Annotated in this window: 22 protein-coding genes and 1 pseudogene; 14 read left to right on the top strand and 9 right to left on the bottom strand. The window is 73.3% G+C overall.

Features of this window, described 5'->3' with window-relative positions:
• Positions 1-101: 101 nt before the first annotated feature.
• Both AB0Q99_RS23940 and AB0Q99_RS23935 read right to left on the bottom strand, forming a co-directional pair.
• Entirely contained in the window at positions 102-836 is a 735-nt protein-coding gene (locus AB0Q99_RS23940; protein WP_363574972.1) for an alpha/beta fold hydrolase, read from the bottom strand.
• 149 nt (positions 837-985) lie between these two features.
• Complete coding sequence (locus tag AB0Q99_RS23935; RefSeq protein WP_363574970.1) at positions 986-1375, bottom strand: thioredoxin domain-containing protein; 390 nt, start codon at positions 1373-1375, stop codon at positions 986-988.
• A gap of 160 nt (positions 1376-1535) precedes the next feature.
• Here AB0Q99_RS23935 and AB0Q99_RS23930 point away from each other — a divergent pair, with 160 nt between their 5' ends.
• The 3 genes from AB0Q99_RS23930 to AB0Q99_RS23920 are packed head-to-tail and all read left to right on the top strand — an operon-like array spanning position 1536 to position 3565.
• Positions 1536-2159 carry a hypothetical protein gene (locus AB0Q99_RS23930; RefSeq protein WP_363574968.1) on the top strand — a complete coding sequence of 208 codons (624 nt, stop codon included), beginning with the start codon at positions 1536-1538 and terminating at the stop codon, positions 2157-2159.
• A gap of 51 nt (positions 2160-2210) precedes the next feature.
• Entirely contained in the window at positions 2211-2765 is a 555-nt protein-coding gene (locus tag AB0Q99_RS23925; protein ID WP_363575132.1) for a sigma-70 family RNA polymerase sigma factor, read from the top strand.
• The gene (locus AB0Q99_RS23920) at positions 2762-3565 is read left to right on the top strand and encodes a zf-HC2 domain-containing protein (RefSeq protein ID WP_363574966.1); all 804 of its coding nucleotides are present in this window, start codon (positions 2762-2764) and stop codon (positions 3563-3565) included. Before AB0Q99_RS23925 ends, AB0Q99_RS23920 begins: the two co-directional genes overlap by 4 nt.
• A gap of 73 nt (positions 3566-3638) precedes the next feature.
• Here AB0Q99_RS23920 and AB0Q99_RS23915 read toward each other — a convergent pair whose 3' ends face one another.
• Positions 3639-4184 carry a hypothetical protein gene (locus tag AB0Q99_RS23915; RefSeq protein ID WP_363574964.1) on the bottom strand — a complete coding sequence of 182 codons (546 nt, stop codon included), beginning with the start codon at positions 4182-4184 and terminating at the stop codon, positions 3639-3641.
• Positions 4185-4409: 225 nt separating this feature from the next.
• On the opposite strand from AB0Q99_RS23915, the gene AB0Q99_RS23910 reads away from it, so the two are divergent.
• Together AB0Q99_RS23910 and AB0Q99_RS23905 are read left to right on the top strand one after the other, a co-directional pair.
• Positions 4410-4685: a DUF1876 domain-containing protein gene (locus AB0Q99_RS23910; RefSeq protein ID WP_363574962.1), complete on the top strand. Its 276-nt coding sequence runs from the start codon at positions 4410-4412 to the stop codon at positions 4683-4685.
• Entirely contained in the window at positions 4682-4888 is a 207-nt protein-coding gene (locus tag AB0Q99_RS23905) for a hypothetical protein (RefSeq protein ID WP_363574961.1), read from the top strand. The genes AB0Q99_RS23910 and AB0Q99_RS23905 overlap by 4 nt, the downstream gene beginning before the upstream one ends.
• Before the next feature lie 103 nt (positions 4889-4991).
• Here the strand turns inward: AB0Q99_RS23905 and AB0Q99_RS23900 are convergent, their stop codons facing one another.
• From AB0Q99_RS23900 to AB0Q99_RS23890, 3 genes are all read right to left on the bottom strand, one after another.
• Positions 4992-5432 (bottom strand): PPOX class F420-dependent oxidoreductase, encoded by a 441-nt coding sequence (locus tag AB0Q99_RS23900; protein WP_363574959.1) that lies wholly within the window; start codon positions 5430-5432, stop codon positions 4992-4994.
• A 258-nt stretch (positions 5433-5690) separates the two neighbouring features.
• Entirely contained in the window at positions 5691-7226 is a 1536-nt protein-coding gene (locus AB0Q99_RS23895) for an MFS transporter (RefSeq protein ID WP_363574957.1), read from the bottom strand.
• Positions 7227-7439: 213 nt separating this feature from the next.
• The gene (locus AB0Q99_RS23890) at positions 7440-8120 is read right to left on the bottom strand and encodes a TetR/AcrR family transcriptional regulator (protein WP_363574955.1); all 681 of its coding nucleotides are present in this window, start codon (positions 8118-8120) and stop codon (positions 7440-7442) included.
• A gap of 218 nt (positions 8121-8338) precedes the next feature.
• Here AB0Q99_RS23890 and AB0Q99_RS23885 point away from each other — a divergent pair, with 218 nt between their 5' ends.
• Positions 8339-8920, top strand: a complete 582-nt coding sequence (locus AB0Q99_RS23885) for a Uma2 family endonuclease (RefSeq protein ID WP_363574954.1) — start codon at positions 8339-8341, stop codon at positions 8918-8920.
• Positions 8921-9041: 121 nt separating this feature from the next.
• Positions 9042-9827, top strand: coding sequence for a VOC family protein (locus AB0Q99_RS23880; RefSeq protein WP_363574952.1), 786 nt, complete (start codon positions 9042-9044; stop codon positions 9825-9827).
• A gap of 104 nt (positions 9828-9931) precedes the next feature.
• Here the strand turns inward: AB0Q99_RS23880 and AB0Q99_RS23875 are convergent, their stop codons facing one another.
• On the bottom strand, positions 9932-10390 hold the full coding sequence (locus AB0Q99_RS23875) for a hemerythrin domain-containing protein (RefSeq protein ID WP_363574950.1): 459 nt from the start codon (positions 10388-10390) through the stop codon (positions 9932-9934).
• A 175-nt stretch (positions 10391-10565) separates the two neighbouring features.
• Positions 10566-11162 carry a TIGR03086 family metal-binding protein gene (locus AB0Q99_RS23870; RefSeq protein WP_363574948.1) on the bottom strand — a complete coding sequence of 199 codons (597 nt, stop codon included), beginning with the start codon at positions 11160-11162 and terminating at the stop codon, positions 10566-10568.
• A 229-nt stretch (positions 11163-11391) separates the two neighbouring features.
• On the opposite strand from AB0Q99_RS23870, the gene AB0Q99_RS23865 reads away from it, so the two are divergent.
• On the top strand, positions 11392-11973 hold the full coding sequence (locus AB0Q99_RS23865; protein WP_363574946.1) for a DoxX family protein: 582 nt from the start codon (positions 11392-11394) through the stop codon (positions 11971-11973).
• Positions 11974-12224: 251 nt separating this feature from the next.
• Entirely contained in the window at positions 12225-14534 is a 2310-nt protein-coding gene (locus AB0Q99_RS23860) for a M9 family metallopeptidase (protein ID WP_363574944.1), read from the top strand.
• Between the two features lie 151 nt (positions 14535-14685).
• Here the strand turns inward: AB0Q99_RS23860 and AB0Q99_RS23855 are convergent, their stop codons facing one another.
• Positions 14686-15447: a protein phosphatase 2C domain-containing protein gene (locus AB0Q99_RS23855; protein ID WP_363574942.1), complete on the bottom strand. Its 762-nt coding sequence runs from the start codon at positions 15445-15447 to the stop codon at positions 14686-14688.
• A 133-nt stretch (positions 15448-15580) separates the two neighbouring features.
• On the opposite strand from AB0Q99_RS23855, the gene AB0Q99_RS23850 reads away from it, so the two are divergent.
• The 5 genes and pseudogenes from AB0Q99_RS23850 to AB0Q99_RS23830 form a co-directional block, all read left to right on the top strand.
• Complete coding sequence (locus AB0Q99_RS23850) at positions 15581-16702, top strand: LLM class flavin-dependent oxidoreductase (RefSeq protein ID WP_363574941.1); 1122 nt, start codon at positions 15581-15583, stop codon at positions 16700-16702.
• Positions 16699-17322 (top strand): FMN reductase, encoded by a 624-nt coding sequence (locus AB0Q99_RS23845; RefSeq protein WP_363574940.1) that lies wholly within the window; start codon positions 16699-16701, stop codon positions 17320-17322. Before AB0Q99_RS23850 ends, AB0Q99_RS23845 begins: the two co-directional genes overlap by 4 nt.
• Positions 17323-17527: 205 nt before the next feature.
• On the top strand, positions 17528-18565 hold the full coding sequence (locus AB0Q99_RS23840; RefSeq protein WP_363574938.1) for a Dyp-type peroxidase: 1038 nt from the start codon (positions 17528-17530) through the stop codon (positions 18563-18565).
• Positions 18566-18591: 26 nt separating this feature from the next.
• Positions 18592-19437, top strand: coding sequence for a family 1 encapsulin nanocompartment shell protein (locus tag AB0Q99_RS23835; protein WP_363574936.1), 846 nt, complete (start codon positions 18592-18594; stop codon positions 19435-19437).
• Positions 19438-19641: 204 nt separating this feature from the next.
• Positions 19642-19754: pseudogene (locus tag AB0Q99_RS23830) on the top strand (electron transfer flavoprotein subunit beta); the annotation flags it as partial.

Below are 19754 nucleotides of genomic sequence, written 5' to 3'. Positions count from 1 at the left end.
CGCCGGCGCGACGGACGGACACGCGCAGGACGCGCGGAGGACGGACCGGTGCGCGCGGGGAACAGACCGGGGACGGCCCGGCGGGCCCGGGCGGGCTCGGATCAGAGCGCGCCGAGCTCCGCGAGCACCGCCGCCGTGTCGGCCGGGCGGGAGAACATCGGCCAGTGCCCGGTGGGCAGCTCGCGCAGCTCCCAGTTCGCCCCGGCCATCCCGGCGAAGTACGGGTGGCCGACCGCGATCAGCTCGCGGACCTGGGAGAGCGGGAAGGAGCAGGACACCAGCGCGTGCGGCAGCGCGGCCCCGGCGCCGGTCAGCCGCAGTTCGTCGCGGTACGCCCCGACGGGGTGCGGGGTGGCGAGGGACCGGACCCGGGCCAGGGTGGCTTCGTCCAGCCCCTCCGTACCGGCGCCGTGGGCGCCCAGGAACTCCCAGGACGGCATCGGGAGCCGACCGTCGACCACCGAGGCGTCGGCCGTCCGCTGGTAGTCGGGCGACCAGAGGTCGTAGATCCTGGCGCCGTCGACCAGCGGGCCGCTGTCCAGGTACACCACCCGGCGGATCCGCTCCGGCATCCGGTCCGCGAGCCCGCCCACCGGGGCACTGGCGCCGCTGTGGGCGACCAGCACGACCTCCCACAGGTCCTCGCGGACCAGCAGGCCGGCCAGGTCGGCGATGTGCTCCTCCAGGCCGAACTCGCCCGCCTCGCCTGCCCGTTCGGCCAGCCCGGGCAGGCTCACCGGGAAGACCCGGTGCCCGGCCCCGCGCAGCGGCGCGGCCACCTCGTCCCAGGCCCAGGCGCCGAGCCAGAACCCGGGGACCAGTACGAACGTGCCCATGGCGGATCACTCCTTCGGCGGTGGGGCCTCCGGGGAGGCCCCCGGTGGGGCCGCTGTCACCGACGACTCTAGGAGTGGAAGCGGAAGGGGGCAGCGGAATATCCGCCGCCCGGTCCCGCAGGGCGCGGCGCGGGTGCGGCGAGGAAGGGTCAGACCTGGCCGTCGGCCGCCTGCTCCTCGGCGACCTTCCGCTTCACCTCGGTCATGTCCAGGCCACGGGCCTGGCCGATCAGGTCCTCGAACACCGCCTCCGGCAACGCGCCGGCCTGGGAGAAGACGAGCACGCCCTCACGGATGATCGCCAGCGTCGGGATCGACTGGATGCCGAACGCGGCGGCCAACTCCTGCTGCGCCTCGGTGTCCACCTTGGCGAAGACCAGGTCCGAATGGCGCGCGGCCGCCTTCTCGTACACCGGGGCGAACTGGCGGCAGGGACCGCACCATCCGGCCCAGAAGTCGATGAAGACGAAGTCCTTGCCCGCCGGGCCGGGGACGATGTCGTCGAAGTTCTCCTTGGTCAGCTCGACCGTGCTGCTCATCTCGCGATTCCTTCCCTTCCGGAGGGGGCGGTACAGGCCATGTGCCCGCGACAACGGCGCCGCCCGGCCCGCTATTCCGGCGAGCCCGCGCATTGAGCAGTCGGCTGTTACCGCCCGTACAGAAGGGTGTCCAGTCCGTTCAGACCTCGGGAGGCACCTCATGCACAGCGAACCCCGTACCCGCCGGGCAGCCGTGCTGGCCGCCTCCGGCATCGCGGCGGCCGCCCTGATCGCCGGCTGCGGGTCCTCCGGAGGCGGCACGTCGAGCGCGCCGAGCACGTCGGGCGCGCCGAGCACGTCGAGCCCGCCGAACGCCTCGACCGCACCCGGTGCGCCGGGCACGTCGGGCGGCGCGAGCGCCCCGGCGGGCGCGACCCTGCAGACCGCCGACGACCCCACCTTGGGCAAGATCGTCACCGACAGTTCCGGCTTCACGCTCTACCGGTTCGACCAGGACCGGAGCAGCCCGCCGGAGTCCTCCTGCAACGGTGGCTGCGCCGTGATCTGGCCGCCCGAGCACGCCAACGGCGACGTCACGGTCAAGGGCATCGACAGCAAGCTGGTCGGCACCGTCACCCGCTCCGACGGCACCAAGCAGATCACCGTCAACGGCTGGCCGGTCTACCGCTACTCGCCGGACACCAAGCCCGGCGACACCAAGGGCCAGGGCGTCGGCGGGACCTGGTTCGCGGTGACCCCGAGCGGCGGCAAGGCGGGCGCCACGACCCACTCCGGCCCGAGCCCCGCCACCCCCAGCCCGAAGCCCAGCAGCCCGGGCTACTGACCGATGCCGACCGCCCTCGACCAGGAGGCCCGGGTGCGCAACGATGAAGCGGTGACCCAGGAGCACCCCGTCGGCGGCACGGCCGGCCACGGCACGGGGGCGTCGGACGAGGAGTTGATGCGCGCCCTGTACCACGAGCACGCCGGTCCGCTCTTCGGCTTCGTGCTCCACCTGGTCGCCGGTGACCGGCAGCGGGCCGAGGACGTCGTCCAGGAGACCCTGGTCCGGGCCTGGCGCAACATCCACCGCCTGGACCCGGCGGCGGGCTCGCTGCGCCCCTGGCTGGTCACCGTCGCCCGGCGGATCGTGATCGACGAGCACCGCAGCGCCCGGGCCAGGCCGCGCGAGGTGGACGCGTCGGCCATGGAGGTGCTGCCCGCCGAGGACGAACTCGACCGGGCACTGCGGATGATGACCGTCGCGGACGCGCTCGGCGACCTCTCGCCCGCGCACCGCGAGATCATCGTCGAGACCTATCTGAAGGGCCGTACGGCCAACGAGGCGGCCGCCGAACTCGGCATCCCGGCCGGGACCGTGCGGTCCCGGGTGTTCTACGCACTGCGCTCGCTCAGGCTCGCGCTGGAGGAACGGGGAGTGACATCGTGACCAAGCGCCCCGACCCGGTGCCCGGCATGTCCGACGGGCCGCACGGCGTGCCCGGCAAGCCTGGCGGTCCCGGCGGTGCGCCCGGCGACCCGGACCGCGTCTTCGACGGCCCGGAGCACGTCGACGCCGGCGCCTACGTCCTCGGCCTGCTGGAGCCCGCCGAGCACGCCGCCTTCGAGCAGCACCTCGCCACCTGCCCGCAGTGCGCCGAGCAGGTGGCCGAACTCGGTTTCGTGGAGCCGCTGTTGGCCGAGTACGCGAGCTCCGCGAAGGCCGCCGGACGGGATCCGGCCGGCCCCGCCCCGCACCCGGACCCGCAGCTGTTGGACCGGCTGGTCGCCGAGGTCGGCAGCGTCCGGCGGCGCGGCCGGGTGCGGCGGCTGGTCCTGGCCCTGGCCGCGACCGCGATGGTGGCGGCGGGCCCCGCCATCACGGCCGCGGTGCTCACCGCCGACAACGCCCCCGCCGTGATCGCCGTGGCCGAGCAGTTCAGCGCCACCGACCCGGCCACCGGCGCGCACGCCGCCGTCGGCGTGGACGGCACCACCTGGGGCAGCCGGGTCAGCATGCAACTCTCCGGTGTCCGGGGCCCGTTGACCTGCAGCCTGGTCGCCGTCTCGCACAGCGGCGGCCAGCAGACGGTGAACACCTGGACCGTCCCGGCGGGCAGCTACGGCAACGACGGCGTGCTGCGCACCACCGGCGGCGCGGCCCTCCAGCCGGGCGACATCGACCACTTCGAGGTGCGCGTGCAGGACACCGGCGCCCTCCTGGTCGCCGTCCCGGCCCACCGGGCCTGATCGGCCCCTGGAGGCGGTGGCCGATCAGCGTCCGAACCCCGGGGCGCGCGTCCTGGCCTGCCGAGGCCTCGGCTCAGGACGGCCCGTGCGCGGAGTGGTACGCGGCCAGCCGCTCGATCCGGGCCGTTCCCCGGACGCCGGGCCAGTGCGGATCCGGCTCGCCGGTGCCGGACATGTGTTCCCGCCGCCAGGTGCGCCTCCAGCCGATCCGGATCGTCGGCTCGAAGCTGTGCCACTGTCCGCACGGGCAGGGCGTCAGCACCCGTGCGCAGGAGCGGCACAGCTCGGCGTGGCCGTGGCCGGTCGGGACCGGCACCGCGGGGCCCTCCTCCCCGCAGGCCGGGCAGCCGGGCAGCTCGGCGCCGTCCAGCAGCGCGTTCTGCCGCCGCACGTAGTCGGGCAGGCTCAACGGCGGGTGCAGGAAGGGGTCGTGGAGCCAGGCGGTGTCCGGCGAACCCCACCGGTACCGGTGCGTGTCCCACCACGGCGTCACCGCCGGCTCGCGCCGACCGGCCCGCTTCAGCCCGGGCTCGCCGATCAGGGCGAGGCCGAGCGGGACGACGGCTCCCATGCCGAGCAGGACCAGGAGGTCCACCAGTTCGGTGGTGCCCTTCCCCATGGCGGACACACTCCCCTTTGAACGCGTTCAAATGAGCTTCGCCGCCGACTCTACGCCGCCGACTTGAACACGTTCAACTTGCCCCGTCGCGGCCTTCGTCGTGGCCTCCGCCGCAGTCTCCCCGGCGGCCTCCCCGGGCCTCCGTCGTGGGCCCGGCCCGGCTGGCCTGGTGTTCACGCTGGGTGCGGCGCACTCTGGAGGGGTAACCGATGGAGGTGATCCGCCATGCAGACGCAGACTCTGGTCGGTTGGCACATCGAGATGGAGTTCCGTGAGGACGGCCCGCGCACCAGCGCCGCCGCCATGCTCCGGCTCGGTGACGGGACCGAACTGCGCGCCCACGGCCACAGCAGCCGTCACCCCTCCGACCCGGAGCAGCTGCGGGTCGGCGAGGAGGTCGCGGGGGCCCGGGCGCTCAACGACCTCGCCTCGCAGCTGCTCACCAAGGCCCACCGCGAGATCCAGGAGGCCAACCCGCTCCCGACCCACCCGCTGTCGTGACCGCCCCGCGCCCGGCCGGCAGCGGCACCGGACACGAGTCGTCGGCCCGCCTGCGGATCCCGCTGATCTGCCCGCGCTGCGGGCACGAGCAGCAGGTCGTGCCCGGCGGCCCGGAACGGGCCGTCAAGGTCGTTCACGTCGGGACCGGCCGGGAGGCCTGCGAGCCCGGGGACTTGGCGCAGGCGCCGGACGACGGGACCTGAGGGCGACGTGGCCTCACGGCGTGACGTGAGGGCGACGTGGCCTGAGGGCGGGGACCGGCCGGGCGACCGGCCCGCCGGCCCCGCCCCGCTGCCCGCGCCGCCCTCAGTTCACGCAGTACGAACCCGGCGGCCGCCACTCCGGCCCGACCAGCCGCTGCTCCAGCTCGTTCGGGGTGATCCGGATCCCGACCGTCCCGGCCAGCCCGACCCGGAACCGGCTGCGGGCGAGCGCGATCAGCGCCGTCAGGCCGTACTTGTCGATGAGCGAGGCGCGGTAGCGCGCGGTCGCGTCGGCGTCGCACAACCGCGCGCGGGCCGGGACGCTGCGGCCGGTCCGGCGCCCGTGGGCGTCGCAGGGGCCGATCAGCACCCGGGGGTGGCGGCGGATCCGCTCGGCCTCGCCCGAGTGCGCGGGGGTCCAGACGCCGAGCGCCGTGCCGTCCGGTACCACCCAGAGCTGGGACTCGATCCGGCTGCCGTCCTCGTCGAAGGTGGTGAGCAGGAGGTACCTGCTGTCGGCGAGCCGGTCGGTTCGGTCGTGCACGATGTCCTCCCGCTGGCGTCGGGAGCGGAACGGGTGCCCGTGGCCCCCACCGAGCGGGCCCTTCCATTCTGGTCCACCGCGACGGGCAGTTCGAGGGGGCGGGGGCTGCCCGGGTGCGGCGAGCCGGCCGAGTCCGGCGGGCGGGCGGGCGGCGCGGTCCGGCGGGCGACGCGGTCCGGGCCCGGGAACGGCGAGCGGCCCGCCCGGTGCCGTGAGACACCGGACGGGCCGCGTACGCACCCGAGCAACCCCTGGGCGTCAGTGCACCAGCACCGGCACCGCGTCGTTCTCCGCGGCGTCCGCGCCGGAGCCCGCACCCGAGGCCGCGCCGGGACGGCCGGCGTTGATGAAGGTGAAGGCGACCGCGGCGGCGGCCACCAGGATCCCGAAGGACACCCAGATCGCGGTCGAGAAGCCGTGCACCATGCCCTGGAACTGCAGCGCCTTGGCGGCCTCCGGGGAGGCGGCGGCCGCGGCGGTCATGTGCGAGGCCAGCCACGTGGTGGTGGCGCTGGCCGCGATGGTGTTCAGCAGCGCGGTGCCGATGGCGCCGCCGACCTGCTGCGAGGTGTTGACCATCGCGGAGGCCACGCCCGCGTCGCGCGGCTGGACGCCGTACGTGGCGAGGCTCATGGCCGGCATGAACGCGGTACCCATGCCGAGGCCCATCAGGACCAGGCCGGGCAGGATCAGCGCCGGGTAGGAGGTGTCCAGGCCGATGTGGGTCAGCAGGAACATGCCGACCGAGGCGACCAGGAAGCCGGGCGCCATCAGGTAGCGCGCCGGGACCCGGGTCATCAGCCGGGCGCCGATCTGGGTCGAGCCGGTGATCATGCCGGCCACCATCGGCAGGAAGGCCACACCGGTCAGCACCGGGCTGTAGCCGAGCACGATCTGCAGGTAGTAGGTCAGGAAGAGGAACAGACCGAACATGCCGATCACGGCCATGCCCAGCGACAGGTACACCCCGCCGCGGTTGCGGTCCAGCACCACGCGCAGCGGCAGCAGCGGGGCCTTGACCTTGAGCTCCACCAGCACGAAGGCGAACAGCAGCACGGCGGCCGCGGCGAACAGGCCCAGGGTGCTGCCGGACGCCCAGCCGTCGGACTCGGCCCGGGTGAAGCCGTAGACCAGGGAGACCAGGCCGGTGGTCACCAGCAGCACGCCGGGGACGTCCAGCTTGTTGCGGTTGCGGCCCTCGGCGGGCTCGCTGATCACCATGACGGCGCCCGCGGCGGCCACGATGGCGAACGGGATGTTGACGAAGAAGGTCCAGCGCCAGTTCATGTACTCGGTCAGCAGACCGCCGAGGATCAGACCGATGGCGCCACCGCCACCGGCGATCGCACCGTAGATGCCGAACGCCTTGGCGCGTTCCTTGGCCTCGGTGAAGGTCACCGCGAGCAGCGACAGTGCGGCCGGAGCGAGCAGCGCGCCGAACACGCCCTGCAGGGCGCGGGCGCCGAGCAGCATCGCGGTGTTGGCCGCGGCGCCGCCGAGCGCGGAGGCGAGGGCGAAGCCGGTCAGGCCGACGATGAAGGTCCGCTTGCGGCCCCACAGGTCCGCGATCCGGCCGCCGAACAGCAGCAGGCCGCCGAAGGCCAGCGCGTAGGCGGTGATCACCCACTGGCGGTTGCCGTCGGAGATGCCCAGGTCCCGCTGTGCGGACGGGAGGGCGATGTTCACGATGGTCGCGTCCAGCACGACCATCAGCTGGGCGAGGCCGATGAATATCAGCGCCTTCCAGCGCCGGGGATCGGGCAGTGTCGCCGGGCGGGCGTCGGTTCGGGACATGGGGGTACTCACTTCACGGTGCGTGGTGTGCGTGAACGGTCGACTGCCGTACGGGAACGGCAGGTCGCCGTACGGGGAGAGGTGCTCGGAGCGCGCGGGGGCAGGCCGCGGCGGTCCCGCTCAGGAGCGCGGGCCGCCCGGTGCCGCCGGTCGGATCGGGTGTGCGGGTCGGATCAGGCGTGGATCAGGTTCGGATCAGGTGTGGTGCGTCGGTCAGTTCCGGGGCTGGAAGTCCTCGAAGGTCGCGGCCCGGCCGGGCAGGGTCGAACGGACCGGCGTGCGCAGGCCGTCCAGGAAGATCTGCAGGTGCCGGTGCACGAACTCGTCGAGCAGCCGGCAGGAGGTGTTCGGCAGCGGCCGGGTCAGCTGGCTCATCGCGATGAACAGGTCACCGTGGTCGACGTCCGGCCGGAGCTCGCCCGCGGCCCGGGCGCGTGCCATCAACCCGCCGACGGCGGACTGCAGGCGCTCCCGGATCTCGGCCAACTCCGGTTCGTGCGGGTCGACATGGCTGCTGAACAGCGTGCAGAGGCCGCCGATCTTCTCCGCCACGGTCGCGTGCACGAACCGCTGCAGAGCGTCGAACGGGCCGCCGCCGTCAGCGGCTTCCACCTCCACGGTCGCCGTCTCCGCGAGAGCCAGGACGCGGTTCTTGACGAAGACCGCCACCTCGTGGATCAGCGCCATCCGGTCCGGGAAGTTCCGGTAGAGAGTGGCATTGCCGACCCCCGCCCGCTTCGCGATCTCGTCCAGCGGCGCATCCGCACCGTGCTCGACGAACGCGTCCCGGGCCGCCAGCACGATCCGCTCCCGGTTCCGGCTCGCATCCGCACGCAACTTGGGCGTACGGGCGCTCCCCGCGGGACGGACCGACTCAACGGCGGCGGTGGTCACGACGACTGCTCCTCCAGGATACCGGGGAAAATCTCCCCGCTTCTGCCAACGTACTCGAAAACGGGGAATCTGTCCCCGGAATTTCCTCCCCTGGTGTGACCTGCGTCACATCTCCGATCGTAGGGGTCGGGTTCGCTATGGTCGAACGAGATGGCCCCGTAACCACCCGCCGTTGTGATCGTTGACAGCGGGGGTGTCCAGGCGAAGGAGCAAAGCCCATGACCGCGCTCTCCGACCGCCCGCAGATGCTGCCCGAGGAGTTCGAGGATCTCGCTCATCTCCTGGCCCGGACCGCCGACGGCATCCGGCCGGAGTTCATCAACGGGAAGCTGGGGGTCAAGCCCGTGCCGGACGGCGACCACGGCCTGATCATCGAGTGGCTGATGCGGATCTGCATCCAGTCCCGTCCGGAGCTGTGGCTGTACGACCAGGGGCTGAAGATCCAGACCTACCGCGGCGGCCATGCACGCCCCGACGGCACGCTCGCGCCCAGCGGAACCTTCGGCAGTCAAGGTGAGTGGGCGAACGCCGATGGGGCGTTGATGGTCGTGGAAGTCACGTCCTACGACTCCGACACCGACCGTCGCGACCGCGTCGAGAAGCCTCGTGCGTACGCGGAAACCGGCATCCCCATCTATCTGCTCATCGACCGGGACTCCGCCGAGGTCGTCGTCCACAGCCAGCCCGACGGCGTCCGCTACGAGAGCGTCCGGATCGTTCCGTTCGGCAAGGCCGTCCGGCTCCCCGAGCCGGTCGGCATCTCCCTGGACACCGAGCCGCTGAAGAACTGGGTGCGCTGATCCCGGGCATGGCGTCCCCGGGGTGTCAGGGGTGGCGGCCTAGGCTGTGGGCGTCCCGGGCGGCCGGTGGGCCGCGGGAGTCGGGAGGGGCCCGGCGGCCGGGTGGGCGAGGAGGTCCGCGATGAGCAGCGGTGAGACCGCCAGGGTGCGTTGTGTGGCGGCCGTTCCGTGCTGGGTGAGCCTGATGGCCCGGGATCTGGAGGGGGCCAAGGAGTTCTACGGGCCGCTGCTCGGCTGGGAGTTCGAGGCCGTCCCGGACCGCTTCGGGCCGTACGCGCACGCGGTGGTCGACGGGGAGGCGGTGGCCGGACTCGGTGTCGCGGGCGAGGGGGCGATCCCGCTCGCCTGGACCAGCTACTTCGGGACGGAGAGCGCCGACGCGGCCGCCGACGCGGTGCGGGAGCGCGGCGCGACGCTCGCGATCGGCCCGCTGGCCTTCGACGCCGGGCGGGTGGCCTTCGCGGCGGACCCGGCGGGCGCGGTGTTCGGCATCTGGGAGGCCCCGCTCGGGCGGGCGCGGAAGCTGGAGCTGCCCGGGGCCCCGGTCTGGATCGAGCTGCGGACGCCCGACCCGTTCGCGGCGGCGCTGTTCTATGGCGAGGTGTTCCGCTGGGACGGCCGCGACCCGGAGCGCTTCGAGGTCCGCTGGGAGCACGACCGGGTGGTGCTGCGGGCCGAGGGGAACAGCGTCGCGGCGCTGGCCAGGGAGCAGGCGAGCGGCCCGGCCGGGATGCCGCCGCACTGGGAGGTGTCCTTCGCCGTCCCGGACACCGACCGGGCGCTGGCCCGGGCGGTCGAGCTGGGCGGCGCCACGCTGGGCCCGGCCTTCGACTCCCCGTACGGGCGGGTGGCCCGGCTGCGGGACCGCGAGGGGGCCCGGTTCGCGGTGATCGGCGCGAAGCCCTGACCGAGCGCGGAGCCCCCGGTCACCGCCTGGCCCGGATCACCGCGCAGCCTTGATCGCCGCGCAGCCCTTGATCGCCGCGGGGCCTGACCGCCTCCGGCCCCTGATCAGTCGGCCGTCCCCAGCGCCGCGCGCTCCGCGCGCAGCCGCTCGCCGAGCGCGGCGCGGGCGGCGGCGGGCAGGGCCTTGCGGGCGGCGGGGAAGAGCTGTTTCTCCTCGCCGCGCAGGTGGCGCCGCAGGGTGTCGCCGAGGCCGCGCAGCAGGGTGTCGAAGGCCGGGTCACTCGGGCGGAGCGCCTGCAGGTCGGCGAGGTACTGCCCGATCGCCAGGTGGTCGTGGATGCAGTTGAACACCAGCGTCCCGCCGTCGGGCACGTCGTGCTGCACGACCGGGAAGAGGTGCTCCTCCTCGGCGGCGCAGTGGGCGAACAGCAGGTCGGTGAGCCTGGTGACCAGCTCGCCGCGGTCGGCGCCGTCGGCCGAGGCGGCCTCGATCGCGTCGAGCAGCTCGGTGACCGCCCGGTGGTCGGCGGTGAACTCGCCGAGGATGTCCGGCCTGCGGCTCATGGCGCGCCCGCCTCTCGCACGGAAATGGCCCCCGTACCTTCCAGTATCCGGCGCCGCGCCCGTTCGGCCGGGGGCCCGGCCCGGCGAACCCCCGCCGTGACCGGCCCGGCGAACCCCCGCCGTGGTCGCCGGTGTCCGGTGGGCGCCCGGTCACCCTCCTGGGCGGGCGGCCGGTTCACCCTCCGTCCCGCCGACCGGTGAGCGCGAGCAGCCGGGTCTGCGGGTCGGCGTCCTCGGGCGTCGGCAGCGGCGGGTCGAAGAGCCCGCTGCCGGAGAGGTCGCCGTAGCCGGAGATCTCGCCGAGCGCGAAGTCGACGAGTTCCGCCGGGAGCCGGGTGCGCCGCCCGATGCCCTCGGCGAGGTCCCAGGTGTGGATGACCAGGTCGGTGGTGAGCTGGTCCAGGTAGTACTGGCCGGAGACGTCGCCGAAGGAGAGGTGGACGGTCAGGTCGGCGGCACCGGGGACGGCCCAGGCCCGTCGGGCGGCCTCGGCGGCGTCCGTCCAGGCGGCGACCGGGTCCGCGCCGAGCACGTCGCCGTCGAAGCGGCTGCCGACCTCGCCGATGGTGGCCCCCATCAGCAGGTCGGGCACCCAGAGCTGCTCGCCGGTGAGGTGGTTGACCAGGTCCCGGACCGACCAGTCGGTGCACGGGGTGGGGGAGTCCCACTGGCCGGGGGCGATCAGTCGGACGCGTTCGTCGAAGGCGGTCAGGGCCTCGGGGTACGGGGTGCCGGTGCGGGCGGCCCGCTGGTGTTGCCTGCGTGGGGACATGCCTCCACCCTGCCCCGGCCGGGGCAGGGGCCGCGAGTCGTTCACGGACCGTCAGTTGTTCAAATTCGAACTTCGAGGTACGGTCGAAGAGCGGCAGGTTCAAATTTGAACAATGCGCCCGGGGTGACGACCCCTGTCCGGGGCGATCCCCGCCCGCCGCCTCAGTACACCCCACGCGCGCCGGCCCCGGCCGGCGGCGACCGACCGACCCCGATCGATGGAGACGCGCATGCCGAGCAGCAGCCCGAGCACGACCGCCGCCACCAGTCCCACCAGCCCCACCGTCCGCCCGGCCCGGGAGACCTCCGGCCCCGCAGCGGCCTCCCCGCACGCCTACGACGCCGGACTCCTGCTCCTGCGCCTCGTCCTCGGTCTGACCATGGCCGCGCACGGCAGCCAGAAGCTGTTCGGCTGGTTCGGCGGCGGCGGGATCGACGGCACCGGTCAGTTCTTCACCATGAGCGGCTATCCGGCCGGCAACACCATGGCCGTGGTGGCCGGTCTCACCGAGACGCTGGGCGGACTCGCCCTCGCCGTCGGCCTGTTGACCCCGCTGGCGGGCGCCGCGATCGTCGGCACCATGGTCAACGCGATCGCCGTCACCTGGGGCGGCGGCTTCTTCGCCCCGAAGGGCAGCGAGTACGAGCTGCTGCTGACGGCCGGCGCCGCCGCGCTCGCGCTGACCGGTCCGGGCCGCTACGCGGTGGACCGTTTCCTGCCGGTGGTGCGGGCGCACCGCCTGGCGTACGGCGTGGCCGCCGTCGTGGTCGGCCTCGTGACGGCGGGCGTGATCCTGCTGCTGCGCAAGTAGCGCCGAGACGACAACCGGCCCTCCTGGAGGCCGTGGTGACGAACCGTCACCACGGCCTCCACGCGTTTTCCCCGCGAACTGCGCACAGTACGCAGGCTTCCCAAGGCCATGTGATGTGTGCCATGGTACATGTCACACTCCCCACCGTGTTCCTGGCGGAACCGCCCCACGCGGCGCCGCCACCAACGGTCCTCGCCCCCCCCCACCGGCCGCGCCCCAACCGCGGCCGACGACGGCCCGGAGGCCCCCACGTGAGTCCTTCACGTCTGCTGCGATTCGCGCAGCCGGCACGATTGTTGACGCTGTTCCTGTCCCTCTTCCTGGCGGTCGGCCTGTTCGCGCCGCAGAGCCAGGCCGCGCCCGCCGCCGCCCCCGCCACCCCCGGTGGCGCGCCCGCCGCCACCTCCGCCGGAGCGGCCCCGCAGCCCGCCACCGGCACCGGCACCCCCGAGCGCGGTGCCCCCGAACGCGGCGTCGGCGAACGGCAGTCGGCCTCCGCCGACCAGCGCGCCCCGCTGCCGCTGGACACCCGGCCGGCCGCGGCCCGGCCGACCGCGCAGGCCCGCAGTCTGTCCGCGGCGGCCGAACAGGCCTGCAACACCGCCGACTTCACCGGCCGGACCGGCAGCGACCTGGTCCAGCACGTCAAGGCCGCCGACATCCAGTGCATCAACAGCCTCTTCCAGCTCACCGGCGGCGACGCGCGCGGCGCTTTCCGCGAGGAGCAGATGACCACGGTGGCGTACGCGCTGCGCGACGCGGCGGGCGGCTACCCGGGCGACAACTCCACCTCCGTCGAGCAGTTGGTGCTCTTCCTGCGCGCCGGCTACTTCGCGCAGTGGTACCACCCGGCCGACGTCGGCACGTACGGCACCGCCCTGCAGACGGCGATCCGCTCCGGTCTGGACGCGTTCTTCGGCAGCGCGCACTCGCGCGACGTCGCCGCGGGCAACGCCCCGATCCTCGGCGAGGCCGTCACCCTGATCGACAGCGCGCAGGAGAACATCCGCTACCTCCCGGTGGTCAAGCGGCTGTTGACCGACTACGACAGCGCCACCTGGAACCCGGCCGGCCTGGCCTGGTCGGTGAACCCGGTGTTCACCGTGCTGTTCCGCGGCCACCAGGTACCCGGCTTCGACGCGGCCGTCGAGGCCGACCCGAGCGTCCTGGACACCCTCTCCGCGTTCGCGACCCGCAACAACGGCCTGCTCGGCGGCGACTACGGCGTGCTGGTCTACAACGCGACCAAGGAGCTGACCCGCTTCCTGAAGGACACCGCCCTCCAGGCCAAGGTCCGTCCGCTCGCCAGGGACCTCGTCGCGCGGTCCGCGCCGGGCGGCCGCACCGTCTTCCAGTGGGCCGCGGTCGCCGAGGGGGTCGGCTACTACGACGCCGGCAACTGCGCGTACTACGGCACCTGCAACGCCGCCGACCGGCTCAAGTCCGGTGTGCTGACGGTGAACTACACCTGCAGCCCGAGCATCAAGCTGATCGCGCAGGCGCTGGACACCACCCAACTGGGCACCGCCTGCACGAGCCTGACCGGCCAGGACGCGTACTTCCACGCGGTGGTCAGGGACAACGGCCCGGTCAAGGACGACGGCAACAGCACGATCGAGGTCGTGGTCTTCCACTCCTCGCTCGACTACCAGGTGCTGGCCGCCGCCATCTACGGCATCGACACCAACAACGGCGGGATGTACCTGGAGGGCGACCCGGCGAAGGCCGGCAACCAGCCGCGCTTCCTCTGCTACGAGGCCGAGTGGGCCCGCCCGTCCTTCGAGATCTGGAACCTCAACCACGAGTACACCCACTACCTCGACGGCCGGTTCGACATGTACGGCGACTTCAACGCCGGCATGACCACCCCGACCGTCTGGTGGGTCGAGGGCTTCGCCGAGTACGTCTCCTACTCGTACCGGAAGGTGAGCAACGACGCCGCCATCGCGGCCGCCGCCCGGCACACCTACAAGCTGAGCGACCTCTTCGACACCGCCTACGGCGACCAGGACCGGGTCTACCGCTGGGGATACCTCGCCGTGCGCTACATGCTGGAGCAGCACCGCCCCGACATGGACGCGCTCCTCGCCAAGTACCGGGTGGGGGACTGGGCCGGCGCCCGGACCCTGCTGAAGACCACCATCGGCACCCGCTACGACGCCGGCTTCGACAGCTGGCTGACCGCGTGCGCGAACGGCGCCTGCGCCACCGTCCCGACCGTCCCGCAGGCGCCGGAGTGCACCGCGGCCGACACCCGGCAGCTGGGCGCCGGCTGCGCCCGCAGCAACGTCGCCGCCACCACGGGCAACTACGCGCACTTCTACCTGCTGGTGCCGGCCGGCACCAAGCAGGTGAAGATCACCACCAGCGGCGGCACCGGCAACGGCGACCTCTACTACAACCCGGCGAGCTGGGCGTACACCGACAGCTACGCCACGCGCTCGGCGGGCCCGGACAACTCCGAGACGCTGACCGTGACCGATCCGCCGGCCGGCTACGTCTACTTCAGCCTCTACGCCCAGCAGGGCTTCAGCGGGGTGACCGTCACGAGCGACATGTGAGCCGGACACGGCGAACGGACGACAGGTGACCGCCCCGGCGGAGCGCTTCGGCGCCCCGCCGGGGCGGGTCCGTTCCCGCTCGCGTCCCGGGCTCGCGTCCCGAGTCCCCGTTCCGCGCGCACCCGCTGCGCGCCGCTTCCGCGCGCACCCGTTACGCGCCGAGGCGCACCAGGGCCAGGGTGATGTTGTCCGGCCCGCCGGCCTCGATCGCCGCCTTCCACAGCTCGAACGCGGCCTTGCCGTCGGACCGTTCGGCCCCGTCGTAGGAGCGGGCCAGCAGCTCGGACAGCTCCTCCTCGGGCACCGGGTCGGTCAGGCCGTCGCTGCAGACCAGGTAGCGGTCGCCGGGCGCCAGCGGGGCGACCCGGACGTGCGGTTCGACGAAGGTGAGCCCGAGCGAGCCGCCCAGGGTCTGGGTGACCATCGAGGTGGTGCGCCGTCCGGGCGGCAGCGGCGGACTGTCGTCCACGCTCACCCGGCGCAGCCCGTCCCCGGTGATCCGGTAGACCCGGCTGTCGCCGACGTTGAAGACCACCACCTGCTCGGGCAGCAGCACCAGCCCGGCGACGGTGGTGCCCATCGCGGCGAGCTCCGGCTCTCCGCCGGCGGCCGCGTAGACGGCCCGGTTGCACTCCTGCAGCTCCTCCCGGACGGCCTCCTCGTCGTCCAGGGCGTCCCCGGCGGCGGCGAGCCGACGGGCGACCAGGGCGCTGGCCACCTCGCCGCCGGGGTGGCCGCCCAGGCCGTCGGCCACCGCGACCACGCAGGGCGGGCCGAGTGGGAACAGCAGGGTCTGCGGGTTGCTGGTCACCGTGGCGCAGAGCGTCCACGGGCCGGCCGTGAGGCTGTCCTCGTTGTGCTCCCGCACCAGGCCCTGGTGGCTCAGCGCGCTCACCGCGATGTACGGCGCCATCGTCCGCCGCCCTTTCCGGAGTCCCCGCCGATCGCCGACGCCCCGCCTCCCTTCCATTGTGGGCGGGAATAACCATCCCCACTCGGCTGCTAAGGTGGTTGAAAGTTGGACTACCTGGGACGTGGTGATCAGCATGCAGTTCGGAATCTTCTCCGTCGGCGACGTGACGACCGACCCCACCACCGGCCGCACCCCGAGCGAGCACGAGCGGATCAAGGCCATGGTGGCGATCGCCCGCAAGGCCGAGGAGGTCGGCCTGGACGTCTTCGCGACCGGCGAGCACCACAACCCGCCGTTCGTCCCGTCCTCCCCGACGACCATGCTCGGCTACATCGCCGCGCAGACCGACCGCATCATCCTCTCCACCTCGACGACCCTGATCACCACCAACGACCCGGTGAAGATCGCGGAGGACTTCGCGATGCTGCAACACCTGGCCGAGGGCCGGGTGGACGTCATGATGGGCCGGGGCAACACCGGCCCGGTCTACCCGTGGTTCGGCCAGGACATCCGCCAGGGCATCCCGCTCGCGGTCGAGAACTACGCGCTGCTGCACCAGCTGTGGCGCGAGGAGGTCGTCGACTGGCAGGGCCGCTTCCGCACCCCGCTGCAGGGCTTCACCGCCACCCCGCGCCCGCTGGACGACGTCCCGCCGTTCGTCTGGCACGGCTCGATCCGCAGCCCCGAGATCGCCGAGCAGGCCGCCTACTACGGGGACGGCTTCTTCGCCAACAACATCTTCTGGCCCAAGGAGCACTTCCGGAAGCTGGTGAACCTCTACCGCGAGCGCTACGCCCACTACGGCCACGGCACGCCCGAGCAGGCGGTCGTCGGCCTCGGCGGGCAGGTGTTCATGCGGAAGAACTCCCAGGACGCGGTGCGCGAGTTCCGTCCGTACTTCGACAACGCGCCGGTGTACGGGCACGGGCCCTCGCTGGAGGAGTTCACCGAGCAGACCCCGCTGACCGTCGGCAGCCCGCAGGAGGTCATCGAGAAGACGCTGACCTTCCGCGAGACCTTCGGCGACTACCAGCGCCAGCTGTTCCTGATGGACCACGCCGGCCTGCCGCTGAAGACCGTGCTGGAGCAGCTGGACCTGCTCGGCGAGGAGGTCGTGCCGGTGCTGCGCGAGGAGTTCGCCAAGGGCCGCCCGGCGCAGGTACCGGACGGGCCGACCCACGCCGCGCTGGTCGCGGCCCGCGACGCGAAGGCCGGCGAGACGGCCGACGAGCAGAAGGTGGAGGCCTCCAAGTGACCGCGTACAAGCTGGTGGTGGTGAGCGCCGGGCTGAGCAAGCCGTCCTCGACGCGGCTGCTGGCGGACCGGCTCGCCGACGCGACCGTGCGCCGACTCGCCCTGGAGGGGCGGGAGGTGGACGTCACCGTGGTCGAACTGCGCGACCTGGCCGTGGAGATCGCGAACAACTTCGTGACCGGCTTCCCCGGCGCCGCGCTGCGCGAGGCGATCGAGGCGGTCACGGCGGCGGACGGGCTGATCGCGGTGACGCCGATCTTCACGGCCTCCTACAGCGGCCTGTTCAAGTCCTTCTTCGACGTGGTCGACAACGACGCGCTGACCGGCAAGCCGGTGCTGATCGCCGCCACCGGCGGCACGCCCCGGCACTCGCTCGCCCTGGAGCACGCCGTCCGCCCGCTGTTCGGCTACCTGCGCGCGGTGGTGCTGCCGACGGCCGTCTACGCGGCCACCGACGACTGGGGCGCGGCCGGGGACGGGCTCACCGACGGGCTGCCGCGCCGGATCGACCGCGCGGCGGGCGAGCTGGCGGCGCTGCTGTCCGGCCGGGGCCCGGCGGCGCCGGCGGTGCCCGAGCGGGTGGTGCCGTTCGCACAGCAGCTGGCGGCCCTGCGGGTCTGAACCACCACGACCGGAAGGGGCGGGTGCGGCGCATCCGCCCCTTCGGCGTGTTCCGGGGCGCGCCCGGCGGGGTCGTTCGGATGCGTGACAGGCCGCGCCGAATCGTCCGCTCTGCGATGTAATCATCCCCGTGATCAGATTGCTGTTGGTCCATCCGATCGTCGGCACGGCGTTCTGAACCCGGTGCCCCGAGGAGGACCACGACATGCAGCCCGAACCGCAGTCCCGGCCCGAACCGCAGGCCGTGCTCTCGCCGCTGACCGGCGCGGCGATCTTCCTGGTGCTCACCGTCGGGCCCGGCGGCGAGGGCGCCGTCCGCGCGCTGCTGCCCGACCTCGCCGGACTGCGCCGCGCGGTCGGTTTCCGGGCCCCCGAGGGCGGCCTCACCTGCGTCACCGGCATCGGCTCGGCACTGTGGGACCGCCTCTTCGCCGGCCCCCGGCCGGCCGCCCTGCACCCCTTCCGGGAGGTGGCCGGCCCCCGCCACCGGGCCCCGGCCACCCCCGGTGACCTGCTGCTGCACCTGCGGGCCGAGCGGGCGGACCTCTGCTTCGAGCTGGCCGGGCAGCTCACCGACCGGCTCGCCGGGGCGGCCGCCGTGGTCGACTCCGTCCACGGCTTCCGCTACTTCGACGACCGGGACCTGCTCGGCTTCGTGGACGGCACCGAGAACCCCGAGGGCCCGGCCGCCGCGAGCGCCGCGCTGGTCGGCGCGGAGGACCCGGGCTTCGCCGGCGGCAGCTACGTCATCGTGCAGAAGTACCTGCACCGGCTGGACCGCTGGAACGCGCTCAGCGTCGAGGAGCAGGAGGGCGCGGTCGGCCGCACCAAGCTCACCGACATCGAGCTGGCCGACGCCGTCAAACCCGCCGACTCGCACGTCGCGCTCACCGTGATCACCGGACCGGACGGCGAGGAGCGGAAGATCGTCCGCCGCAACATGCCCTTCGGCTCCTTCACGGACGGCGGCGAGTCCGGCACCTACTTCATCGGCTACGCGCGCGACCCCGGGGTGACCGAGCAGATGCTGCGCAACATGTTCGTCGGCGACCCGCCCGGCACCACCGACCGGCTGCTCGACTTCTCGACGGCCGTCACCGGCTCGCTGTTCTTCGTCCCGACCGCCGACTTCCTCGACTCCCCGCCGCCGGCGCCGGGCACCGCCGCACCCGCCGTTGCCGTCGCGCCCGCACCCGCCGCAGACGGCTCGCTGGGCATCGGCAGCCTCAAGCAGACCCCCTGACAGCCGCCCGGAACAGGACCCCGCGCATGAACAACCTCCACCGGGACCTCGCCCCGGTCTCCGCCCCGGCCTGGGCGGAGATCGAGGAGGAGGCCCGCCAGACCTTCACGCTGCACATCGCCGGCCGCCGGGTGGTCGACCTGACCGGCCCCGCGGGTGCCGGCCTCGCCGCCGTCGGCACCGGCCACCTGGCCGGCATCGAACCGCCGCTCGCCGGCGTCCGGGCGCACGCCCGGGCCAGCCTCCCGGTGGTCGAACTGCGGGTCCCCTTCACCGTCGCCCGCGCGGCGGTGGACGACGTCGAACGCGGCTCCCGGGACTCCGACTGGCAGCCGGTCAAGGACGCCGCCCGCACCCTCGCCCTCGCCGAGGACCGGGCCGTGTTCGAGGGCTACGGCGCCGCCTCCATCGAGGGCATCCGGGCCGCCTCCGGCAACCCGCCGGTCCCGCTCCCCGAGGACGTCCGGGAGTACCCCGAGGCGGTCAGCCGCGCCCTCACCGCCCTGCGGCTGGCCGGCGTCGGCGGGCCGTACTCCCTGCTGCTCGGAGCCGCCGCCTTCACCGCCGTCAACGAGACCAGCGACCACGGCTACCCCGTGCACAACCACCTGGCCCGCCTCCTCGACGGCGACATCATCTGGGCCCCCGCCATCGAGGGCGCCTTCCTGCTCTCCACCCGGGGCGGCGACTTCGAACTGCTCCTCGGCCAGGACGTCTCGGTCGGCTACCTCTCGCACGACGCCGAAACGATCCGGTTGTACCTGCAGGAGTCCCTCACCTTCCGCGTCCACACCGGGGAGGCCGCCGTCGCCCTGGGCGGCGCGGCGCAGGAGGACGGCCCGCGCGCCCCGGGACACCGGGAAGGGTACTGAGTGCCTTTACCAGGGGTACTGAGTGCCGTATTCTTTCGATGGAGCCTCTGACACCAGTCGAAGAGAGCCGACACGGTACGCCGGTCCAGGTGGTGCTCGCGGCGCGCGGGTCGCGACCGAGCCAGGCTTGGCACTCAGTACCCTCGGCCTGACCTGAGGCCATGGATCCAGTGCATCCGTGCACCCGTGACAGGAGAACCGCTCATGAGCTTGAGGATCGTCGTCTGTGTGAAGTACGTGCCGGACGCGACGGGTGACCGTCGTTTCGCGGACGACCACACCACCGACCGGGAGGGTGTGGACGGCCTCCTGTCGGA

This window comes from Kitasatospora sp. NPDC086791, from assembly GCF_040685975.1.
In the GTDB taxonomy this organism is placed as follows: Bacteria; Actinomycetota; Actinomycetes; order Streptomycetales; family Streptomycetaceae; genus Kitasatospora.
The sequence above is the reverse complement of the archived record's forward strand: the minus strand, read 5'-3'. Positions and strand labels throughout refer to the sequence as shown.